The organism is Mycobacterium shinjukuense (assembly GCF_010730055.1).
In the GTDB taxonomy this organism is placed as follows: Bacteria; Actinomycetota; Actinomycetes; order Mycobacteriales; family Mycobacteriaceae; genus Mycobacterium; species Mycobacterium shinjukuense.
This window is the reverse complement of sequence record NZ_AP022575.1, coordinates 3,279,131-3,300,566: the sequence shown is the minus strand read 5'-3', so window position 1 is coordinate 3,300,566 and position 21,436 is coordinate 3,279,131. Positions and strand designations below refer to the sequence as shown.

The 21,436-nt window shown below is 69.0% G+C and carries 18 protein-coding genes, 4 pseudogenes and 1 riboswitch; of the genes and pseudogenes, 11 read left to right on the top strand and 11 right to left on the bottom strand.

The window, feature by feature from the left end:
• Positions 1-346: 346 nt before the first annotated feature.
• Positions 347-610 carry a colicin immunity domain-containing protein gene (locus G6N20_RS14990; RefSeq protein WP_158084799.1) on the bottom strand — a complete coding sequence of 88 codons (264 nt, stop codon included), beginning with the start codon at positions 608-610 and terminating at the stop codon, positions 347-349.
• Positions 611-831: 221 nt separating this feature from the next.
• On the opposite strand from G6N20_RS14990, the gene G6N20_RS14980 reads away from it, so the two are divergent.
• Both G6N20_RS14980 and G6N20_RS14975 read left to right on the top strand, forming a co-directional pair.
• The gene (locus G6N20_RS14980) at positions 832-1,059 is read left to right on the top strand and encodes a FitA-like ribbon-helix-helix domain-containing protein (RefSeq protein ID WP_083051621.1); all 228 of its coding nucleotides are present in this window, start codon (positions 832-834) and stop codon (positions 1,057-1,059) included.
• Positions 1,060-1,071: 12 nt separating this feature from the next.
• Positions 1,072-1,476 carry a type II toxin-antitoxin system VapC family toxin gene (locus G6N20_RS14975; RefSeq protein WP_083051624.1) on the top strand — a complete coding sequence of 135 codons (405 nt, stop codon included), beginning with the start codon at positions 1,072-1,074 and terminating at the stop codon, positions 1,474-1,476.
• A 72-nt stretch (positions 1,477-1,548) separates the two neighbouring features.
• Here G6N20_RS14975 and G6N20_RS14970 read toward each other — a convergent pair whose 3' ends face one another.
• Complete coding sequence (locus tag G6N20_RS14970; RefSeq protein WP_083051636.1) at positions 1,549-1,863, bottom strand: hypothetical protein; 315 nt, start codon at positions 1,861-1,863, stop codon at positions 1,549-1,551.
• A 134-nt stretch (positions 1,864-1,997) separates the two neighbouring features.
• Here G6N20_RS14970 and G6N20_RS14965 point away from each other — a divergent pair, with 134 nt between their 5' ends.
• The gene (locus G6N20_RS14965) at positions 1,998-3,290 is read left to right on the top strand and encodes a TetR/AcrR family transcriptional regulator (protein WP_163663046.1); all 1,293 of its coding nucleotides are present in this window, start codon (positions 1,998-2,000) and stop codon (positions 3,288-3,290) included.
• On the opposite strand, the gene G6N20_RS14960 is transcribed toward G6N20_RS14965, so the two are convergent.
• From G6N20_RS14960 to G6N20_RS14945, 4 genes and pseudogenes are all read right to left on the bottom strand, one after another.
• On the bottom strand, positions 3,193-3,822 hold the full coding sequence (locus tag G6N20_RS14960; protein WP_163663043.1) for an alpha/beta hydrolase family protein: 630 nt from the start codon (positions 3,820-3,822) through the stop codon (positions 3,193-3,195). The two genes, G6N20_RS14965 and G6N20_RS14960, sit on opposite strands and share 98 nt — an antisense overlap.
• Positions 3,822-4,646, bottom strand: coding sequence for a bifunctional hydroxymethylpyrimidine kinase/phosphomethylpyrimidine kinase (gene thiD / locus G6N20_RS14955; protein ID WP_083049983.1), 825 nt, complete (start codon positions 4,644-4,646; stop codon positions 3,822-3,824). Before thiD ends, G6N20_RS14960 begins: the two co-directional genes overlap by 1 nt.
• On the bottom strand, positions 4,643-6,265 hold the full coding sequence (gene thiC / locus G6N20_RS14950; protein WP_163663040.1) for a phosphomethylpyrimidine synthase ThiC: 1,623 nt from the start codon (positions 6,263-6,265) through the stop codon (positions 4,643-4,645). The genes thiD and thiC overlap by 4 nt, the downstream gene beginning before the upstream one ends.
• A riboswitch (TPP riboswitch) is annotated at positions 6,256-6,365 on the bottom strand. It overlaps the preceding gene by 10 nt.
• 187 nt (positions 6,366-6,552) lie before the next feature.
• Positions 6,553-7,892 (bottom strand): annotated as a pseudogene (locus tag G6N20_RS14945) (PE family protein); the annotation flags it as partial.
• A 200-nt stretch (positions 7,893-8,092) separates the two neighbouring features.
• Between G6N20_RS14945 and G6N20_RS14940 the strand changes: the two are divergent.
• The gene (locus G6N20_RS14940; RefSeq protein ID WP_163663266.1) at positions 8,093-8,701 is read left to right on the top strand and encodes an IS607 family transposase; all 609 of its coding nucleotides are present in this window, start codon (positions 8,093-8,095) and stop codon (positions 8,699-8,701) included.
• Positions 8,698-10,343: pseudogene (tnpB, locus tag G6N20_RS14935) on the top strand (IS607 family element RNA-guided endonuclease TnpB). The gene G6N20_RS14940 and the pseudogene tnpB overlap by 4 nt, the downstream one beginning before the upstream one ends.
• Before the next feature lie 246 nt (positions 10,344-10,589).
• On the opposite strand, the gene G6N20_RS14930 reads toward tnpB, so the two are convergent.
• A complete protein-coding gene (locus tag G6N20_RS14930; RefSeq protein WP_142271886.1) occupies positions 10,590-10,865 on the bottom strand; it encodes a hypothetical protein in 276 nt (91 codons plus the stop codon).
• Between the two features lie 63 nt (positions 10,866-10,928).
• Here G6N20_RS14930 and G6N20_RS22275 point away from each other — a divergent pair, with 63 nt between their 5' ends.
• Positions 10,929-11,234: an Rv1535 domain-containing protein gene (locus G6N20_RS22275; RefSeq protein WP_267891360.1), complete on the top strand. Its 306-nt coding sequence runs from the start codon at positions 10,929-10,931 to the stop codon at positions 11,232-11,234.
• Here G6N20_RS22275 and G6N20_RS22270 read toward each other — a convergent pair.
• From G6N20_RS22270 to G6N20_RS14910, 4 genes and pseudogenes are all read right to left on the bottom strand, one after another.
• A pseudogene (locus G6N20_RS22270) lies at positions 11,200-13,419 on the bottom strand (cation-translocating P-type ATPase); the annotation flags it as partial. The gene G6N20_RS22275 and the pseudogene G6N20_RS22270 sit on opposite strands and share 35 nt — an antisense overlap.
• A gap of 2,014 nt (positions 13,420-15,433) precedes the next feature.
• The gene (locus G6N20_RS14920) at positions 15,434-15,886 is read right to left on the bottom strand and encodes a hypothetical protein (RefSeq protein ID WP_083046586.1); all 453 of its coding nucleotides are present in this window, start codon (positions 15,884-15,886) and stop codon (positions 15,434-15,436) included.
• Between the two features lie 166 nt (positions 15,887-16,052).
• The gene (locus tag G6N20_RS14915; protein ID WP_083046683.1) at positions 16,053-16,865 is read right to left on the bottom strand and encodes an exodeoxyribonuclease III; all 813 of its coding nucleotides are present in this window, start codon (positions 16,863-16,865) and stop codon (positions 16,053-16,055) included.
• Positions 16,866-17,179: 314 nt separating this feature from the next.
• Positions 17,180-17,773: a peptide deformylase gene (locus G6N20_RS14910; protein WP_083046587.1), complete on the bottom strand. Its 594-nt coding sequence runs from the start codon at positions 17,771-17,773 to the stop codon at positions 17,180-17,182.
• A 544-nt stretch (positions 17,774-18,317) separates the two neighbouring features.
• Here G6N20_RS14910 and G6N20_RS14905 point away from each other — a divergent pair.
• The 5 genes and pseudogenes from G6N20_RS14905 to G6N20_RS14885 all read left to right on the top strand — a co-directional run.
• The gene (locus G6N20_RS14905) at positions 18,318-18,626 is read left to right on the top strand and encodes a DUF3263 domain-containing protein (RefSeq protein ID WP_083046588.1); all 309 of its coding nucleotides are present in this window, start codon (positions 18,318-18,320) and stop codon (positions 18,624-18,626) included.
• A gap of 72 nt (positions 18,627-18,698) precedes the next feature.
• Positions 18,699-19,169 (top strand): LytR C-terminal domain-containing protein, encoded by a 471-nt coding sequence (locus G6N20_RS14900; protein WP_083046589.1) that lies wholly within the window; start codon positions 18,699-18,701, stop codon positions 19,167-19,169.
• A 56-nt stretch (positions 19,170-19,225) separates the two neighbouring features.
• Positions 19,226-19,942, top strand: coding sequence for a superoxide dismutase[Cu-Zn] (gene sodC, locus G6N20_RS14895; RefSeq protein WP_083046590.1), 717 nt, complete (start codon positions 19,226-19,228; stop codon positions 19,940-19,942).
• The gene (locus G6N20_RS14890) at positions 19,923-21,074 is read left to right on the top strand and encodes a glutamate--cysteine ligase (RefSeq protein WP_083046591.1); all 1,152 of its coding nucleotides are present in this window, start codon (positions 19,923-19,925) and stop codon (positions 21,072-21,074) included. Before sodC ends, G6N20_RS14890 begins: the two co-directional genes overlap by 20 nt.
• Positions 21,075-21,147: 73 nt before the next feature.
• Positions 21,148-21,432: pseudogene (locus G6N20_RS14885) on the top strand (LON peptidase substrate-binding domain-containing protein); the annotation flags it as partial.
• Between the last annotated feature and the right edge of the window lie 4 nt (positions 21,433-21,436).

Below are 21,436 nucleotides of genomic sequence, written 5' to 3'. Positions count from 1 at the left end.
GTTTGGGCAGCGCAGGTTCTCCGGCTGGAAGCCTCGCGGGCCGTGGCTTGGCGGGCACGCGAAGAGGTCCGACGGCAAGTTGGCCAGGTATCACTGGGCCCTCGGATGGCCGATCTTTCTATCGGGGACACGGGCGCACCGGCGGCGAATTCCATGCCGGTCTTGGGATCGAGCCAGCGCACCGCGATTCGCGCCGACTCACCGCGTTCAGCGCCGACTGCGGCCTCAACCTACTCGAAGGCCCCTAAAACACCAGGCCAGGCCACGGGCGCGCACGTCGGCCACGGATCGCGTTCGTTGCCGTTGTTGGTGAACGGCACGGCCAGATTGACCCCAATCAGCCAATCTATGTCTCGTAGAGCTTTCGGTAGGCTTCACGCGCACAAGCACGCAATTCTTCATCATCCAGGCCGTGCACGTCTCTACGTAATTCGGGGTCCGCAACGTAGTCATCGACGTCAAAGAACAGCCCCTCAAGAACATTAAACTCGGGACCAGGAAATTGATCTTTACCGTGTTTAAATAATGCAAGGTAAGAAGATTCGAAATGTTGAGCAGATATCTCGCGGTTGATGAAGCTCGAGATCAACTCTCTGTACTTTGCGGTCATACGTCTGACCGCTGCACTAGAGGATGACATCAGTCACCACCCCCTAACGCCCCTTTGTTTACTACATTTTCAATTTGTGCAGGACTTAACTCGAACGCTGAAACAAATTTTCCGTCGGTAGTCTGAATGACGCACAACCTGGAGTTTGGGTTGTAGTTGAGGATAGCAGGTACATGCAGATACCACATGTGCATGTCATGCACATGTGGTAGGTTGTGGCTATGGCAGTTGCGATTCAGATCAAAGATGTCCCCGAAGAAGTTCGCGACGCGCTCGCCGCCCGCGCCGAGGCGCGCGGCCAGTCCACCCAAACGTATCTGCGATCGCTGTTGGAACGGGAGTACCAGGCTCAACGCAACCGGCAGCTCTTGGAGGCGTTGGCTAGTCATCGCAGCCTTACCATGACAGCCGAGGAAGTGGCGGCCGCCATCCGCGCCGACCGCGACTGATGAGTTCCGCCCGTGATCGTGGTGGACGCAGCCGTGCTGGTCTTGGCGCTCACGAGCGGCACTCCCCAAGGCGACGCCGCACGCACGACACTAATCGGCGACGACAGCTGGCTTGCGCCCGCCCACATGCCGGGCGAGGTGCTGCGCACCCTGCACAAAGCCGTACTGCGCGGCCAATTGGCGCCCGAAGATGCCGAGGCCGCCGTCGAGACCGCCACCGCACTCACCATTGAATACGTGCTCCCCGATGCACTGCTCCTGCGTGCCGCCTGGGCCTGGCGGCACAACATCTCGATCTACGACGGCTTGTATGTCGCCGTCGCTGCCGAACGCTCCGCCTCCGTGATCACCACCGACACCCGCTTGGCCGATGCCACTGATCAGCTCGGTATCCCCGTCACAATCACCTTGCTCTAGGCGCGCAGCGGGCAAACCCGCACCACAACCGCCGGCGGCAGGCCCCGCACCGCCCGAGGAGCCACCCCCGTTTTAGGCAACCCGGTCCTGTTTCTGACCGTTGTGCACCCAGACCACCAGGAAACCGGTGACCAGTAGCCATCCCATGGCAACGGCCGGGATCGCCCAGGCCCGTCGCACCAACAGCGCCGTGTCACACCGCGTCACCAAGGCACCGCTGTTGGCCTGATGGGCCTGGGTGAGGTCGGAGCGCAAACCGTTGCCGCAGGTGACCTTGATGCCATACATGTCGTATTGATCCAGGTAAACCGGGAAATACAGGGCCGCCAACCCCAGCAGCGCCAGCAGCAGGCCCGCGATCCCGATGTACATCTGCCGGTGACTCACAGCTTCTCCCCTGCTGATGTGAATGGTGAATTCGGGCAGATGCTGCGTTCCTGCCACCAAATTTCAACCCCGAGTGCCGATGATGTTAAGCCAGATTCTGCCGCTTCGATAGTCGGCCGGGCTAGGGTGAGGCGGTGTCGACGATCAGCGCCGCACCCGGCGCATCCGCAGCCGCTGGCTTTCGCCGGCGGCCCAAGGACCGAAAGGCGCAGATCGCCCGCGTGTCCGCCGAGGCCTTCAGCGCGCAGGGCTATCACGCCGTCAGCATGGAAACCATCGCGGCCAGGGTGGGGGTCTCGGCCGCCGCGCTGTACCGGCACTATGCGGGCAAGTACGACCTGTTCCGCGGCGCCGTGCTGGGGCTGAGTCAGCAACTTGTCGACGGCACCGAGCTGGACGAATCCGCCGACCCGGCCACCCTGCTGGACCGGTTGGTCGGCGCCCTCGTCGACGTCACCCTGGACAACCGCGCTTGCGGCGGCTTGTATCGCTGGCAGGCCCGGTATCTGCGCGCCGAGGATCAGGCCACGCTATCCGGTCAGCTGAAACTGGTGAACCGGCGAATTCAAAAGCCGCTCATGGTGATTCGGCCGTCGTTGGCGCCCAGGCAGCGGTGGCTGCTGTCGGCGGGGGTGCTCAGCGTGATCGGCAGCGTGGTCGATCACACGGAGCGCTTACCGGCCGACGAGATCCGCGCTCTGCTGAGCGCGGCCGCCTGGGCGATCCTTGCCGCCGAGCTGCCGATGCCCGGGGACGTTGTTGCCCGTCCCGGGTCGTGGCGGATCTTCGCCGAGGATGCCGGCGTCTACGAGGCGTTGCTGCACGCGGCGATGGCCTTGTTCAACGACCGCGGCTATTCGGCGACCAGCATGGCGCAGATCGCCTCGGCTGCCGGAATACCGGTGTCCGGGATCTATCGCTACTTTTCCGGCAAGTGTGAAATCCTGGCGACCGGCCTGCGGCGCGCCGCCGACCGGATTTCCGGCCAGCTGTCACCGGTGCTGGGTGCGTTGACCGAACCCGGTCAGGCGTTGACGTTGCTGATCGATGCCTACGTGGCAACGTCTTTCGCCAACCCCGAACTGTTAGCCGTCTACTACACCGAACGGGTCAACCTGACACCCGCCGACCGGATGGTGCTGCACAACGTGCAGCTGTCGACGGTCGATTCGTGGGTGCGGCTGCTGACTGCCGCGCGGCCGTCGCTGACGCCGGCGCAGGCGCGGTTTTTGGTGCCTGCCGCGATGGCGTTGGTGGTCGATCTGGGGCGGATGGTGAGCCCGCAGGATTCGGCGTACGCCCAGGCGTGTGTGCGAAAGCTGATGCAGGTCACGCTGTTTGGCTGCGAATCAGCTGCAACGCCGCCGCGACCGCCAGGCCGGCGACGTCAAGGGTCTTCGAGCCCAAGTCGTGTCGGGCGCCGGTGATCTCGACGATCTGGGTGGGCGCGGGAATCAGCGCCGCGGCGGCGTGTAGCTCGGCGATTGTGCCGAAGGGATCGGAGGTGGCGTGGGTGAACACCGTGGGCACGGTGATGTCGGGTAGGTGCTCGGTGCGGGGCCGCTGCGGCTTGCCGGGTGGGTGCAGCGGGTAGGAGAACAACGTCAATGCGTCGACGGGTGCGTGTTTGACGGCCACCACCATGGAGGTTTGGCGGCCGCCGTAGGAGTGGCCGCCGGCGATCAGCGGGCCGTCGGCAAGGCCGCGGCACAGTCGGATCGCCTCGACGATGCCGGCACGGTCGGTATCCCCCGAGCCGGACGGTGGTCCGGTGGGCCGGCGCCGTCGGTAGGGCAGGTTGTATCGCACGGCCAGCCAGCCGTGCCGCGCCCACTCGTGGCAAACCTGGTGCAACAGGGGGGATTCCCGGCTGCCGCCGGCGCCGTGGGTGAGCACCACCACCCCTTGGGGAGCCCCGGCTGGCCGGTGGGCGATGCCCGCGATCTCATCGAGGTTCATCACAGCCGGAACAGGGGGGAGACGGGGCCGTGGCCGTGGCCCAACGGATAGCCGGCGCGCAGGCACTGGGTCACCCACCGTTTCCCGAAGCCGACCGCGTCGGGCACGCTGAACCCGTGCGCGAGCGCGCAGGCCACCGCCGAGGCCAGCGTGTCCCCGCCGCCGTGGTCGTTGCCGGTGGGCAGCCGCGGCGCGGCGAACTCGTAGCAGTCGGCACCGTCATAGAGCAGGTCGCGGCTGGTGTCCGAGGAGCGCAGGTGTCCACCCTTGACCAGCACCCACCGCGGGCCCAGCGCGTGCAGGGCGGTGGCCGCCGCGCGCTGCGAGTCGGCGTCGACCACGTCGATGCCGACCAGTTGGGCCACCTCGTCGAGGTTGGGTGTGACCAGGGTGGCCAACGGAAACAGGTGGGTGCACAGGGTTTCTAGGGCGGCGGCCGGCAGCAGCGCATCTCCGTGCATGGACACGCACACCGGGTCGACGACCAGCGGCACGCTCAGGTCGAGTCGGCGCCAGGTGGCGGCCACGGTGGCGACGATGCTGGCCGAGGCGAGCATCCCGGTCTTGGCGGCCTGGATGCCGATGTCGGTGACCACCGCCTCGATCTGGCCGGCCACCACATCGTCAGGAACTTCGTGAATACCCTTGACGCCCACCGTGTTCTGCACGGTCACCGCGGTGACCGCCACGCAGGCATGCACCCCCAGCAGCGCCATGGTGCGCAGGTCGGCCTGGATGCCGGCGCCACCCCCGGAGTCCGATCCGGCGATGGTCAGCACCCGCAACGGGGTGGTACCCGGCGGCGGTAGCGGCAGCAACGTCACGGGGTGATCGGCAGATACACCCGGCTGCCGTGCTCGGCGAACTCGCGGGACTTTTCGGCCATGGCCGCTTCGATCGCTTCCTGGCTGTCGAGTCCATGCGCGGCGGCGTAGTCGCGGACATCCTGGGTGATGCGCATGGAGCAGAACTTGGGCCCGCACATCGAGCAGAAGTGCGCGGTCTTGGCCGGCTCGGCGGGCAGGGTTTCGTCGTGGAATTCCCGCGCGGTGTCGGGGTCCAGCGCCAGCGCGAACTGGTCGTTCCAGCGGAACTCGAACCGCGCCGTGGACAGCGCGTCGTCGCGCTGCTGCGCGCGGGGATGACCCTTGGCCAAATCCGCGGAGTGCGCGGCGATCTTGTAGGCGATCACCCCGTCCTTGACGTCCTTGCGGTCGGGCAGCCCGAGGTGCTCCTTGGGGGTGACATAGCACAGCATCGCGGTGCCGGCCGCGGCGATGATGGCCGCCCCGATCGCCGAGGTGATGTGGTCATAGGCCGGGGCGATGTCGGTGGCCAGCGGACCCAGCGTGTAAAACGGGGCCTCTTGGCACAGCTGCTCTTCCAGGCGCACGTTTTCGACGATCTTGTGCATCGGGATGTGCCCGGGGCCCTCGATCATCACCTGGGCGCCGCGGGCTTTGGCGATCCTGGTGAGCTCGCCCAGGGTGCGCAGCTCGGCGAACTGCGCGGCGTCGTTGGCATCGGCGATCGACCCCGGCCGCAGCCCATCACCGAGGGAGAAGGTGACGTCGTAGCGGGCGAAGATGTCGGCCAGCTCCTCAAAGTGGGTGTACAGAAACGACTCCCGATGATGGGCCAAACACCAGGCGGCCATGATCGACCCCCCGCGGGACACGATGCCGGTGACCCGTTTGGCGGTCAGCGGCACATACCGCAGCAGCACCCCGGCGTGCACCGTCATGTAGTCCACACCCTGCTCGCACTGCTCGATCACGGTGTCGCGGTAGATCTCCCAGGACAGCTTGGCCGGATCCCCCTTGACCTTCTCCAGCGCCTGATAAATCGGCACCGTGCCCACCGGCACCGGCGAATTACGCAGGATCCATTCCCGGGTTTCGTGGATATCCTTGCCGGTGGACAGGTCCATCACGGTGTCGGCCCCCCAGCGGGTGGCCCACACCATCTTGTCGACCTCCTCGGCGATCGAGGACGTCACCGCCGAATTGCCGATGTTGGCGTTGACCTTGACCGCAAACGCCTTGCCGATGATCATCGGCTCGCTCTCGGGATGGTGGTGGTTGGCCGGGATCACCGCGCGCCCGCGGGCCACCTCGTCGCGCACCAGCTCGGCGGGCAGGCCCTCGCGGGCGGCGACGAACGCCATCTCGGCGGTGATCTCCCCGGCGCGGGCCCGCTGCAGCTGGGTGCCCCGATCGCGGACCACCCCGGGCCGGGGTGGCAGCCCGGCGGTCAGGTCGATCACCGCGTCCGCCTCGGTGTAGGGCCCGGAGGTGTCATACAGGTCGAAGTGATCCCCGGTGGACAGCTGCACCCGCCGAAACGGCACCCGCAGGCCGGGGAATCCGTCGAGGTCGCGGTAGATCTTGGCGCTGCCGGCGATCGGGCCGGTGGTCACCGACGGTTGAACGGTCACGGTCATGGTCATCTCCCTACGCCGGCATTACCCGGTCAGGTTCAGACGGTCGACGGCCCCAGCCGTCCTCTCAGCACGCTCGGCGCGCGCTCCCGCGTGGATTGGTTGGACGGTATTCGATTGCCCGGCTCCTGCTCGAATCGCGCCGCGATTCGCATCGTCGCCGGGCACCACCCACGCTAGCGCAACGCGCGGGCGCGGCGCGTACGGCCGGGCAAGCGGTGTCAGCCCGGCGTTCCGGGTGCGCCGGGGGCACCGGACAGCAGCCCGCGGCCGCCGCCGCTGCCGCCGCCCCCACCAGTGCCCACGGGGGTGCCGGCCCCGCCCTTGCCGCCGTCGCCGCCGTTGCCCCCGTTGCCGATCAACCCGACGGCGTTGCCGCCATGACCGCCGCTGCCGCCCTTACCGCCGGGATCTATATCACCCTCGCCGCCGTCCCCGCCGGTCCCGCCGACCCCACCGTTACCGAACAGCGCCCCACCGGCCCCGCCGTTGCCGCCGTTCCCGCCGTCACCGCCGTCACCGCCGGCGGCGCCGCCTTGGCTGCCGGTGCCGCCGGCGCCGCCGGCCCCGCCGCTGCCGATCAGCCTGGCTGCTCCGCCGTCACCGCCGGCGCCACCGAATCCACCAGTAGCAAATTGATTGGTGCTAGCGCCGTTTCCGCCGGCCCCACCCGCGCCGCCGCCGCCGATGAGCCCACCGATGCCGCCGCGTCCGCCGCCGCCGCCGTTCCCACCAGCCGCCGCAAAGCCGCCGAAACCGCCGTTCCCGCCGTTCCCGCCAGCGCCGCCGTCTCCGTACAACAGCCCGGCGTCACCGCCGGCACCGCCGGTTCCGCCGTCCCTTGAGCACGGCCGGTCCCGCCGGCCCCGCCGGCACCGATCAGCCAGGCCTTGCCGCCGCGACCGCCGGCCCCACCGCCCCCACCGCCGTCGCCCTCCCCGCCGTTCCCGCCGGCTCCGCCGTTGCCGTACAGCAGCCCGCCGCTGCCTCCGGCCCCGCCGGCCCCGCCCGCGGCTAGGAAGCCGGTCCCGCCGGCACCCCCCGGCCCGCCATGACCGAACAGCCACCCCCCGGCCCCGCCCGCACCCCCAGGCGCCCCGGCCCCGCCGGCACCACCGGCCCCGCCGTTGCCGATCAGCCCGGCCGCGCCACCGTTGCCGCCGGCCACCCCGGCGGTGGTGCTGGTGCCGCCGTTGCCGCCGTTGCCGTATAGCAACCCCCCGGGCCCGCCGTCTTGTCCCGGCCCGCCGTTGGCGCCGTCACCGATCAGCGGACGTCCTAGCAGCGCCTGGGTGGGCGCGTTGATCAGCGCCAGAAGGTCCTGCTCCAGGCTTTGGGCCGCCGAGGCGTTGACCGCCTCGGCGGCCGCATACGAGCGCGCCGCCGCGGTCAACGCTCGTCCGAACTGCGCATGAAAAGCCGACATCTGGGCGCTGAGCGCCTGATAGGCCTGTCCGTGCGCGCCGAACAGCGCCGCGATCGCCGCCGACACCTCATCGGCGCCCGCGGCCAGCACCCCGGTGGTCTCGGCCGCCGCCGCCGCGTTGGCCGCATCGAGCGCCGACCCAATGCTTGCCAGATCCGCAGCCGTCGCTACCACCAACTCCGGCACGACGCTCACAAATGACATCGCATACCTCCACCAGAACCCCCAGCACTCGCCGGTAAGTCTAGTAATCGCGTCACCGGCACAATCCCAAAACGGCACCAAAAGGGGGTGCCTGGTTTACCGTGGCACGGGCGTTCGACGCGGAACGTTGCCCCGGGGGTTGGCGAACTGTTGGGTGTCGAGTGTATTTGAGTGTGCGTTAGTGTGTTCTAATGGGTGCTGTGAATTTGGCGGATTGGGCGGCGTCGGTGGGGGTGAATCGGCATACCGCCTATCGGTGGTTTCGGGAGGGGGCGTTGCCGGTGCCCGCCGAGCGGGTGGGTCGGTTGATTCTGGTGCGCACGACGCCGGCGGGCGATGCCGCGGCGGGTGGTGTGGTGATCTATGCCCGGGTGTCCAGCCATGATCAGCGCGCCGATTTGGATCGCCAGGTGGCCCGGTTGAGGGCGTGGGCCACCGAGCAGGATCTGACGGTGGGGCTGGGGGTACCACCCGCTTGCGGGGGAGTCGTTACCGAGGTCGGGTCGGGTCTGAATGGCAAACGCCCGAAGTTGCGCCGGATGTTGTCGGACCCGGATGCGAAGGTGATCGTTGTGGAGCATCGTGACCGGTTGGCCCGTTTCGGGGTGGAGCACCTCGAAGCGGTGCTTGCGGCTCAGGGCCGCCGAATCGTGGTGGCCGATCCTGGCGAGACCACCGATGATCTGGTGCGCGACATGATCGAGGTGCTCACGTCGATGTGTGCGCGGCTTTATGGGCGCCGCGGAGCCCGTAATCGCGCGATGCGCGCGCTTGCCGCGGCCAAACGGAACCCGGGTGAGGTCGCATGATCGTCGGGATGCGCACCCAGGCGCAGGCCGCAAAGGTGGCCGCGGCCACTGGCGGCGCGCATCTGGCGGGTAAGCCGAAACCCGATGGCGCGCCGAGGTTGTCGCGGTATGTCGATGTGGGTGCCGATTTTGAGGCGCACCGCAGCGCAGTGGAGTCGGTGTCGGTGCTGTTCGAGCTGTTCGATGGTGACGCCGAGGGCTACGCCGCGACGGGTTCACCCGGCGCGCCGTTGTCCACCGGGTGGATGGTGACGGCGGCGAAGTTCGAGGTCGAGTGGCCCGCCGAGCCGGATCGAGCGGGGTTGGTGCGCTCGCATTTCGGCGCGCGACGTAAAGCGTTTAACTGGGGCCTGGCCAAAGTGAAAGCCGACCTGGGCGCTAAAGCTGTTGACCCGGGCCATCAGTCGCTGTGCTGGGATCTGGGTGCACTGCGGTGGGCGTGGAACCGCGCCAAGGATGGGGTCGCGCCGTGGTGGGCCGCCAATTCCAAGGAGGCCTACTTGTCGGGGCTGGCTGATCTGGCGCGGGCGCTGAACAATTGGTCGGCCAGCCGCAACGGCACACGGCGAGGTCGCCGTGTGGGGTTTCTGCGCTTCAAATCCGCGCGCCGCGACCCCGGCCGGGTGCGCTTCACCACCGGAACCATGCGCGTTGAGGACGATCGGCGCACCATCACCGTGCCGGTAATCGGCGGGCTGCGATCCAGGAGAACACCCGCCGTGTGCAGCGCCACCTGGCCAGCGGGCGTGCCCGCATTCTGAACATGACGCTCTCGGCGCGCTGGGGCCGGTTGTTCGTCTCTATCGGCTACGCGCTGCGCCCCGGCCACCGAGCGCACGGTGGCCCGGCCCACGGTGCGCGCCGGTGTCGATCTGGGGGTGCGCACGTTGGCCACGGTGGCCACCGTCGACACCCGCACCGGGGAGCAGACCATTACCGATATCCGAATCCGGCCCCACTGAAAGCCACGCTTGCTGCGCGGCGGCGGGCCGGGCGCCAGCTTTCCGCCGCATCCGCGGATCGCGTGGCCATCGGGCAGCGAAAGCCAAGCTGACCCGGCTGGATCGCCGGTGTGTGAATCTGCGGCGAAGCCGCCCATCAGCTCACCACCGAGCTGGCGGGCCGCTATGGCCACCTCGTGGTCGAAGACCTCGACGTGGCCGCGATGAAACGCAGTATGGGCCGGCGCGCCTATCGGCGTGCCGTCTGCGATGCGGCGATGGGTGCGATCCGGCCGATGTTGGCCTACAAGACCGCCCGTTGCGGCGCGGTGCTCACGGTGGCGGATCGCTGGTTTGCGTCCAGCCAGATCCATCACGGCTGCACCGCGCCGGACGGCGCCCCGTGCCGGCTGATCGGCAAATGGCGCATCGACAAGTTGCTGGTGTGTCCGCACACCGGCGATGTCGTCGACCGCGATCGCAACGCCGCGCTGAATCTCCGTGACTGGCCGGATTACGCCAGTTGTGGTCCAGTCGGGACCACGGCCCCATCGGTACCCGGGCCAACCGAATCGGTTGGTACAGGCCATGGCGCGGACACCGGAACATCCGGTGCCGGCGGAGCATCCGTAAGACCCCGCCCATGCGGGGCCGGACGCCGCGAGGCCAAAACCCCAACCCCGCAAGGGAACGCCGCATGAGCGTGTCACTAAAACACACTCAACGGCAACGGTATGCCGCGCTGAAGCTGGCCGTGATCAACGCCGCGGGGTAATCATCGTCGATTCGCGGCGGTGGTCTTCGTCGCAAGCGCCGACGTGAACGCGGCACCGACTGCCGTCAGCAACGGCGGGCCGCCTGGACGGTCGGGCGGTGGGGGCCCGCCACAGCCAAGTGCCGCAATCCGATCGAGTGACCGAGCCGCACCGCAGGCTCGACATGCGACCTTAAGCCTCTTCCATCGCCTCGCCGAGCTCCTCCAAAAACCGGTTGTGTTGGTTGGTCGCCAGGATGTGCCCGGCGGCGATCACCAGGGCGACCGGCCAGTCGATGAGTTCGAAGGCGGCCAGGACGGCCAGACCGCCGTAGTAGGCCAGCTGCTCCGGTCGCGGCACCCCCACCTGACCTACCACCGGTAGGTTCACGGCGAAGGTCTCGCCCTCCCGGATTTTCTGCACGGCTTCGCGCTGGGACGTTGCCCGTCGCGCCTTCTTTTCCGCCATCATTTGCCTTTCAGTAACGAAGGGTTTGCCGCTGGGCAGCCTGGTGCGGTCACCGTCGCACGTATGACGAGGACCGACGCCCAGGCCGATCCCCTAGTTTCGTCGATTGCTTGGTTGCTGACCGTGCCATTGCGGGAGCTTTACGCGTTGCTGTGGCGCGTCGGGGTGGTCGAGGTCCACGGGACGGAACCCGCGGCGCACCGCCGCCCGGCGGGGAAACCTCCGTCTTCGGCGGCTCGGCGCCGGACGTGTCCCGATCCCTCAGCACACGCGTCGCAATGGCCACCGCGATGGTCGCGGCAGTCGCGGACCCTAGACCCTGGGCCCAGCCCAGCGGTCCGAGCGGGGTGCAGCCGAGCAGCTGGCTGACCACCGGAATGCTGATCAAGACCCCCACCAAGCCCAGGGAACCCAGCGCGGTCAGCACCACCATCGGCGCCTGGGACTCCAGCAGGGTCTGGCCCAATTCGGCGGCCACCAGCGCGACCAGAGCCACGGTGGACGCGTGTTGCGGCCAGCCGGTGACCCCGGCCATCGCCCACGCCGCCGTCGCCGCCGCCGCCGTGGTGACGCCGCGGATGGCCACCGCATGCCACAGCGCGGGCTGATCCGCGCCGCGCAGGGTGGGGTCTACGGTGCCGCGCGGCTTGCTGACCGCAAGGGCCGCGGCCGGCAGCGCGTCGGTCAGCGTGTTCACCAGCAGCAGCTGGCGGGTGTTCAGCGGCGAGGTGCCGGTGATCGCGCTGCCGATGATCGCAAAGATCACCTCACCGGCATTGCCGCCCAGCAGCACCGACACCGCGGCCTGCACCCGCCGCCAGAGCTGGCGTCCCTCTTCGATGGCCTCCAACAGCGCATCGATGCGGCCGTCGACCAGCACGACGTCGGCCACCAAGTGCGCCGGGTCGCTGCCGCGGGCCACCACGCCGACACCGACCGTGGCGGCTCGGATAGCGGCGGCGTCATTGGCTCCGTCGCCGACCATCACGGTCCGCACACCGGCATTCTCCAGCGTCTGAACGACCTGGACCTTATTTTCCGGTGTCATCCGGGCAAAGATCACCCGCTCGGTCACGACGCGCTCTTGGTCCTTGCGCGACAACGAGTCCCATTCGGCGCCGCTGATCACCTGATCGGCGGTCACCGGCAGGCCCAGCTCCTCGGCGATGGCCTTGGCGGTGACCGGATGATCACCGGTGATCAGCTTGATGCCCACCCGTTGCTGCCGCAGATTCGCCAGCAGGCCCGCCGATTCCGGGCGCGGGGTGTCCGACAGCCCCAGGAACCCGGCCAGGGTCAGCCCGGCGGTGCAGAAGTCGGCGATGTCATCGGGGTTGTCCCGGATCGCCTCGGCCTGCAGCGGGCTCAGCCGGCGCCGGGCCACGGCGATCACCCGTAACCCGCCGGCGGCCAGCGCGGCAACGGCACCGTCCATCGCCGTGACGTCCCCGCACGCGGCCAGCACCACCTCCGGTGCGCCCTTGACGGTCAGCTCGGTACCGGTCACCGACGCCGAAAACGACCTGCCGGAGCGGAACGGCAGGTGCGCACTGGGGCTGGAATCGTTGCCGGTGGCGACGGCGCCCGCGGCCGCGGCGGCCTCGACAATGGCGACATCGGTGGCGTGCACCTGGGGGCCGCCATTGGTCACCGGTGCGGCGTGCGCGGCGCAGCGCAGCACCTCGACGTCGGAATAGCCCGCCGCCGGGTGCACCCGCGCCACCCGCAGCCGGTTCTCCGAGAGCGTTCCGGTCTTGTCGAAGCACACCACCTCGATACGGCCGAGCGCCTCCACCGAACGCGGAATGCGAACCAGCGCACCGAATTTCGTCAAACGCCGGGCCGACGCCGCCTGGGCCAGCGTGGCCACCAGCGGCATGCCTTCGGGAACCGCGGCCACCGCGATGGCGATGGCGCTGGACACCGCGTGGCGCATCCCGATGCGGCGGACCAGCCCGAGCGCGCCGACGAGCGCGCCGCCGGTCACGCTGACGGGCAGCGCCTGCCCGGTGAGCTGGCCGAGCTGATGTTGTAGGCCGATGTCCGAGGACAGCTCGGCGGAGATCAGATCGGCGGCACGCCGCTGCTGGGTGTCGGCGCCGACCGCGGTCACCAGGGCGACCACCGTGCCGGCCACCACGGTGGTCCCGGCGAACACCATGCAGCGACGCTCGGCCAGCGGCGCGCCCGGGGTGGCCTCGACCTGTTTCTCCACCGACAGCGACTCGCCGGTGAGGGTCGACTCGTCGACCTCGACGTCGACCTCCTCGATGACTCGGGCGTCGGCGGGCACCACCTCATGGGTGCGCACCTCGATGACATCACCGGGCCGCAGGTGCGCGGCGTCGACACGGGCGTAGGCCCGCTCACCGCCGGGACCGCTGACCACCTTGCGGGCCGGCGGAATCTGCTGCGCCAGTAGGTAGTGCAACCGTTTCTCGGCGCGCAGCCGCTGGGCGGCGGCCAGGATCGAGTTGCTGGTCAGCACCGTCCCGACCAGCACCGCATCGACGGGGGAGCCGAGCACCGCACTGGCGGCCGAGCCCAGCGCCATCACCGGGGTCAGCGGGTCGGACAATTCGGCTCGGACGGCCTTGGCGAGCTGCCAAACCGCGTGCACCGGGCCGCCGGCCGGCACCCGTGGGCCCGGTGCCGCCTCCTCGGGCTGCGCGGGCGTCTCGGAGTCGGGCGGCGGCAATGCCTTGCGGACTTGCTCGACGGACATGGCATGCCATTCGTGGCTGGCGGCCGGGCGCGGCGTCTCGGCCCCGATCACCCCGCGTGCCAGCAGGTATCCCGAGAGCAGCCCGGCCGCCGCGCCGGCGGTAACCGGGCCCGGCCCGCGGCCGCGGACACCGGGAATCATCAACAGCGAGCCCATAGCCGTTGCGCCAGCCGATATTCCGACGCCCCGCTGGGTCGCGGTCTTGGCGGCCGGCAGCGCGTGCAGTATCCGCCAGGCCGCCTTGAGATCGGGCAACAACAGGTCGGCTTGCCAGGGTGGGGGGCCGTGCCGCGGGATCACACCCAGCGCCAGGTCGGCGGACCACATCGCTTGCGCGCCAGACGATGACAGTACGGCCACGGTGCGGCCCGCCCGCTGCAGGCCGGCCACCGCGCGGGCCAGGGCCCTGTCCAGCGCCCCGTGCGTCGCGGTCTTCAGCGGCCGGATGTCGTCGAACGCGGGTCGCAGCTCGTCCAGCGAGTCGTCGGCGACCGTGACCAGTTCCGCCCCGCTGCGGTGTGCCTCGGCCACCACCGCCGAGGCCAGCGGGTCGTGCGTGGGAAGAAACAGCGCCTCGACCCGGGACTCCGGCCGACCGCGCCAGCTGCCGGGCACCGGGCGCCAGCCCGGGCGCACGCCGGTGCTCTCCAGCGCGAGCTGGGCGCGCTGCCAGGCGTCGGACAGCTCGGCGTCGGCGGCCCCGCGGATGCCTGCCACCCGCAACCGGTCGGTGCACAACACCCGCGGGTCGATGACGATCGCGTCGACGCGGTGCAGCCGGCGCAGGCTCTCCGGCCGCAGCGGCAGCACCGCGTGCCGCTCGGCCAATCCTCGGCCCAGCGTGGCGGCGAAGGCCTCGGGTGTGGTCCGGCTGGCCTTGGGGGCGGTCACCAGCGCCGCGGTGGCGGCCATGTTCAGGTTGCGGGTGCCGGCACCGATCAGCCCGGCGCTGAGCGCCTGGATGAGGGCGAGACGAGCGGCGTTGCGCTCGACGGACCCGGCGGCCGGCGGCGGCCGCTGCGCATGTGTGGCCGGTTGGTCGGCATGCCGCGCCAACTCCGGTTCATGGTGCTGCCAGGCTCGCGCCTGGGCGCGGCATTCGGCCGCCTTCAGCGACTGCATCGTCAGACCCACCGACAACGACGCCGGCGACAGCGCGAGGGTGTTAGCGGCCGCCACCGCCAGCGTCAACACCGTGTCCGTGGCGGATATGCCGATCCGGTCCTCAAGTAGCCGACGCAGCCTGGGCTGATAGTCCACCAGCGAAATGCCGGCCACCACAGTGATCGGCAATCGGGGCAAGCGCAGCGCTCGACCGGCCAGCGCTATGCCCAGCCCGGCCGCGTTGGCGGCCACGGTGAGCGCTCGTGTCGCCAGCACCACACCATCGCCGGGCAGGCTGGCCGCGTCGGTCTGTTGGTCTGGGCGGCGGCGCTTTTCGGCCTTTTCGGCGTTCTCGACGGTGCGGCACAGATCACGCAGCGAGGTGTCCGGCCGGTCAGATTCGACGACGACGCGCGACAACGGATGGTTCAGGCTGGCCGACGTGACGCCGGGGTGGGAGCGGACCTCCTCGAGCACGGTGCGCCCGAGTTCTGGGTGGCCGTCAAGGCCGCGCACCTCGATCCAGGCGCGGGTCTCGCCACGCCAACAGTGCCGGCCGAGTGTCTCGCGGGACAGCTCACCGGATACCGCCTTGGCCAGGGCCCCGGCGACGGCCGCGGCGGTGGTGATCGATGCGTTGGTGAGCGCGGTGGTGGCCTGCAGGCCCGCAACGATCGCACGCGACGGCAACGACCGTCGTATGGATGTGGCGATATTCAACGGCCGACAGCGGTCCCGGTCAGTTGGTGCTGCGCAACGCGGTGGTGCCGGCCCGTCGGCCAGCGGTCTTCTTGGCCGCGGACTTGGTCGGGGCTTTCTGCGGCGCGGCCTTCGCCGGCGCCGGCTCTTCCTTGGTGGGTAACGGCGTGAGCTTCGCCGTCGGCGCCGGCTCGGACTCCTCGGGTTTGCGGGTCAGCCGGTGCAACACCAACGCTCCGCCGCCGACGGCCAGCAGGATCGGCCACTCGACCAACCCGGTGACGCCCAGCGCGCCCAACGCCAGCACGGCAGCCGCCGTCGACTTGCTGCCCGAGCCGATGCCACGCTGAATGCCCTCCGCGGCTCCCTTCACACCCCCGACAACACCGTTCACCGCCGCGCCACCAACAGCGCCGGCGGTCGCTGTGGTCGCCGCCGCAGCACGATTCACTGTTCGACCCACGGTGCGGACCGCTCCGCCGACGACACTCATGATGACTCCCTGGCCCAGACTACTTGTTAATCAAAACGGTTTAACTATTGTTCTACACCCGTTAACCGCGCACTGCATGGCGTCATGGGGATTCTGGCTAGCTTCAAAAATGCCCGCGCCGCCACGTTGCACACGCGAACCTAACGAGTGCTGCCGCAGCCCTACCCTACGCGCATATCGGCTGCAGATCGACCAGCACCGGCGCGTGATCACTGGGTGCCTTGCCTTTGCGCTCCTCGCGGACGATCTGCGCGTCGATCACCCGGGCGGCCAAGGCCGGCGACGCGAGGATGAAATCGATGCGCATGCCCTGCTTCTTCGGAAACCGCAGCTGGGTGTAGTCCCAGTAGGTGTACACCCCGGGCCCGGGAGTGAAAGGCCTTACCACGTCGGTGAATTGGGCGTCGACGAGGGCGTTGAACGCGTTGCGCTCCGGTTCGGAGACGTGCGTGCAACCCCGGTAGAACTCCGTGCTCCACACGTCTTCATCGGTCGGGGCAATGTTCCAGTCCCCGGCTAGCGCGATCGCGGCGGTGGGATCGTCACGCAGCCAGCCTTCGGCCGTATCACGCAGCGCGGCAAGCCAATCCAGTTTGTAGGCGTAGTGGGGGTCGTCGAGGGCGCGGCCGTTGGGCACATACAGGCTCCACACCCGCACACCGCCGCAGGTGGCACCCAGGGCGCGCGCTTCGGTCGTGGCGGCCACCTCCGGCCTGCTGCTCCAGCGGGGCTGACCGTCAAACCCGGCTTGTACGTCGTCCAGGCCGATGCGAGATGCGATCGCCACCCCGTTCCACTGATCGAAGCCCACGTGGGCGACCTCATAGCCGAGTTCAAACAGCGGCAGGGCGGGAAACTGGCTGTCCGCGCACTTGGTCTCCTGCATCGCCAGCACGTCGACCTCGGCGCGCGCGAGCCAGTCCAGGACGCGGTCCAGGCGGGTGCGAATGGAATTCACGTTCCAGGTGGCCAGCCGCAGCTGGGGGTACCGCCCGCTTGCGGCGGACGGCGATCGCAAGGGCGGCGAAGCCGGGCGCGGCGGCTCGCCGCCATCGACCGTGCCGTCGGGCATGGCTAGAGGTTATCGCGGGGTACGCCAGGCGCCGTCGGCCCTGCGATGGTGCCGTCGGGAACCCAGCGACTCGGCCAGCGCGGTCCCGTCCGCGTGGTGCGTATAAGCCCCGGGTGGCCCCACGCCCCGGGCCAACAACGCGCCGCCTGGCCGGCGCTGCTGGTCGTGGTCGGCGGCCCGCGGCGCCGTCACCCGGGTTCCGAGGCCCGGCCAGGAGACATTCAGTGTCCGAACGGATCGGGTCCCTCACCCGGCAGCCAGGACAGTCCGGGTACGCCCCACCCGCGCGCCTTGACGGCCCGTTTCGCCGCGCGCGCGTGCCGACCGATGAGCCGATCCAGGTAGAGGAATCCATCCAGGTGTCCGGTTTCGTGTTGCAGCATGCGCGCGAACAGGCCGGTGCCCTCGATGGCGATCGGGCTGCCGTCGGCGTCGAGCCCGGTGACCCGGGCCCACTTGGCGCGGCCGGTGGGGAAGGACTCGCCGGGAACCGACAAGCATCCCTCGTCGTCGTTGGTCGGGTCCGGCATCGTCTCGGGGATTTCGGAGGTTTCCAAGATCGGGTTGATGACCACACCGCGGCGGCGGGTGGTCTGTCCGCGGTCCTCGGCGCAGTCGTAGACGAAGAGGCGCAGTCCGTACCCAATCTGATTGGCGGCCAGGCCGACCCCGTTGGCGGCGTCCATGGTGTCGTACATGGTGGTGATGAGGTCGCCCAGATCCGCCGGGAGCGACCCGTCGGCGGCCACCGGCACCGGCGTCGTCGGAGTGTGCAGCACCGGGTCTCCCACGATGCGGATGGGTACGACTGCCATGGTCGGCTAGCTTATGCCTGCCGACGATGCGCGCCGCGTCGCGGCGTGGGGTGGGGGCACCACCCGCTTGCGGGGGAGAGGCGGGCGTTCGGGCCATGGCTGTGTTTGTCACTTCCGCCACAGTCGCCTCTGCCGGGGAGGATGTTCGTTGTGCCCGCCTTGGAGCGACACCGTGTGGGTGTCGCCGGGGGAAATCGTGGCCGGTGGCGACTTGTCGCTACGAGGTGGGCGCATCGAGTGCCTACCGGCCCAGAGACGCATGTGGCAGCTGTGACCAGCGTGACACAGTTGGCCCGTGGTGTGCCCGCCAGGCATGGCAATCGGCCGAGCCGGTGCCGTCGGCCGCTTGGCCAGCGAGCACGCCGTCGCCGCAGTGGCAACGCCGTCGCGCCGGGCGATCCGGGCAAGTCGGCCGACTCGCGGGTCTGGATTACCGCTCGAGGGTTTCAAGCGTGGTTCAATATTCGCGCAAAACATGCCATCACGTAAGCCAAGTCACTCGAGACAAGTTGGGAATTCGCCGGAAGGGTCCAGGGGAAGCGATATGGACAGCGCCATGGCGCGGACAAATCGAGCGGGGGACGACTCTGAAATCACCGATGGGCTGACGCGTCGCGAACACGACATCCTGGCATTCGAACGTCAATGGTGGAAGTTCGCCGGTGTCAAGGAAGAAGCCATCAAAGAGTTGTTCTCGATGTCAGCGACGCGGTATTACCAGGTGCTTAACGCGCTGGTGGACCGGCCCGAGGCGCTGGCCGCCGACCCGATGCTGGTCAAGCGGTTGCGCCGGTTGCGGGCCAGCCGCCAAAAGGCACGGGCCGCGCGCCGCCTCGGCTTCGAGGTGACCTGACCCCCGTCGGCCGCCCCACCCGATCCCACTGTCTTTGTCGGTGCTGGCCTTCTTCTGGCTACAGTGGGCTCGATGAGTGAGCGTGTCCCCGACTCTTCGGGCCTTCCGCTGCGCGCCATGGTGATGGTGCTGTTGTTCCTCGGTGTCATTTTTTTGCTGCTCGGCTGGCAGGCGATGGGCTCGTCGGGGCAGTCCGACGAGGACTCCGCGACGGTGTCCACGCTAACCACCACCACGGCGCCGACCTCGACCAGCGTCAAACCCGCCGCCACCCAGGCGGAGGTGCGGGTCTACAACATCTCCGGGAAAGAGGGTGTCGCCGGGCGCGCCGCCGACCAACTCAAGGCCGCCGGTTTCCGGGTCACCGAAGTGGGGAACCTCTCGCTGGCGGACGTGTCGGCCACCACGGTCTACTATTCCGACGCCGAAGGTGAGCAGGCCACCGCCGATGCGATCGGCCAGAAACTCGGCGCCCCGGTCGAACGCCGCATCTCGGCACTGTTGGACCAGCCGCCCGGGGTTATCGTCGTGGTGACCGGCTGAGCCGGTTGCGGCACCGGTCGGTTCGACGCACGGCGCCGCCAGGTTAGGCTCTCGCTATGCCTATGCCCGCCGATACCCGCACCGTCGCAGCCGTCGCCACCTCGGCACTGTCGCTGGCTGCGTGCGCCGCACTGATCACCGCGTGCTCGTCGCCCCAACACGCGTCGACGATACCGGGTACCACGCCGTCGGTCTGGACCGGATCGCCTGCGCCGTCGGGAACCTCGGGGGAACACGAGGAGGCGTCGCCCACCGCGCAAAGCCTGCTGACCACCCTTAAGGCACCCGACGGTACCCAGGTCGCGACCGCCAAGTTCGAATTCGCCAACGGGTTCGCCACCATCACGATCGCGACCACCGGCACCGGAAAACTCACGCCCGGCTTCCACGGGGTGCACCTGCACGAGGTGGGCAAGTGCGAACCCAACTCCGTTGCCCCGACCGGCGGCGCGCCCGGCGACTTCCTGTCCGCCGGCGGCCACTTCCACGTGCCCGGGCACCGGGCCACTCCCGCCAGCGGCGACCTGACCTCACTGCAGGTGCGCACAGACGGCTCGGCGACGCTGGTGACCACGACGGACGCATTCACCATGGCCGACCTGCTGGCCGGTACCAAGACGGCGATCATCATTCATGCCGGCGCCGACAACTTCGCCAACATCCCGCCGGATCGCTACACCCAGGTCAACGGCACACCGGGTCCGGACGAGATCACGATGACCACCGGTGACGCCGGCAAGCGGGTGGCCTGCGGTGTCATCGGTTCCGGCTAGCACGCCGGCTAACCGGGCGGCCGCGCGCATCGACTTCGCCCGCTCGCCCCGGCCGACCGTCGGCGTCGAGTGGGAGTTCGCGCTCGTCGATGCCCAGACCCGCGACCTGAGCAACGAAGCCACCGCGGTGATCGCCGAGATCGGCGAAAACCCACGCGTGCACAAGGAGTTGCTGCGCAACACCGTCGAGATCGTCAGCGGTATCTGCGACTGCACCGCCGCAGCGATGGCGGATTTGCGCGACACCCTCGAGTCCGCGCGCCAGATCGTCCGGGCCCGCGGGATGGAGCTGTTCTGCGCCGGGACGCACCCGTTCGCGAAGTGGTCGGCCCAAAAGCTGACCGACGCACCGCGTTACGCCGAGCTGATCAAACGCACCCAGTGGTGGGGCCGGCAGATGCTGATCTGGGGCGTGCATGTGCACGTCGGGATCTCGTCGGCCAACAAGGTGATGCCGATCATCTCGTCGATGCTCAACTATTACCCCCATCTGCTGGCGCTGTCGGCGTCGTCGCCGTGGTGGGCCGGTGAGGACACCGGATATGCCAGCAATCGGGCGATGATGTTTCAGCAGTTGCCCACCGCCGGGTTGCCGTTCCAGTTCCAGACGTGGGCGGAGTTCGAAGGTTTCGTCTACGACCAGAAGAAAACCGGCATCATTGACCACATGGACGAAATCCGTTGGGACATAAGGCCATCACCGCATCTGGGCACCGTCGAGGTGCGGGTCTGCGACGGCGTCTCCAACCTGCGGGAGCTGGGCGCGCTGGTCGCGTTGACGCATTGCCTGGTGGTCGACCTGGACCGGCGGCTGGACGCCGGGGAGACGCTGCCGACGATGCCGCCCTGGCATGTGCAAGAGAACAAATGGCGCGCCGCCCGATACGGTTTGGACGCGGTCGTCATCCTCGACGCCGACAGCAACGAGCGACTGGTCACCGAGGATCTCGACGACGTGCTGACTCGGCTGGAGCCGGTCGCCAAGTCGCTGGATTGCTCCGAGGAGCTGGCCGCGGTGTCCGACATCCCCCGAATCGGCGCCTCGTACCAGCGGCAGCGCCGGGTCGCCGAGGAGCATGACGGCGACCTGCGCGCGGTCGTCGACGCGCTGGTTGCCGAGCTGGACAGCTAGGCATGCCGGCCGAACCCGCCGCGCTGGCCATGTTCCCGCTTGAGTCGACGCTGCTGCCCAACGAAGATCTGTCGCTGCCCAGTTCCGGGACATCGAAGACCGCATGATGGCGTTGTTCGGGAGAGTCGCGGCCGCCCGGCACGCTCGGTTGCCCGGCCGCGACGCTGTGCTGGGCAACAGCGGGTCGGCGGCCGGCACCGCCGGGCAGCGCCTGTACGGGCTGGCGTCGCGGATTCCCATGGGACCCGCCGATCGCTACGCCGTGCTGTCGGCGCCGTCGGCGGCCACTCGGCTGGCGGCCCTGAGCGAGGCGCTGGACTCGGTGACCGCGCTGGTGGAGTTCCAGCTGCCGACCTGACCGG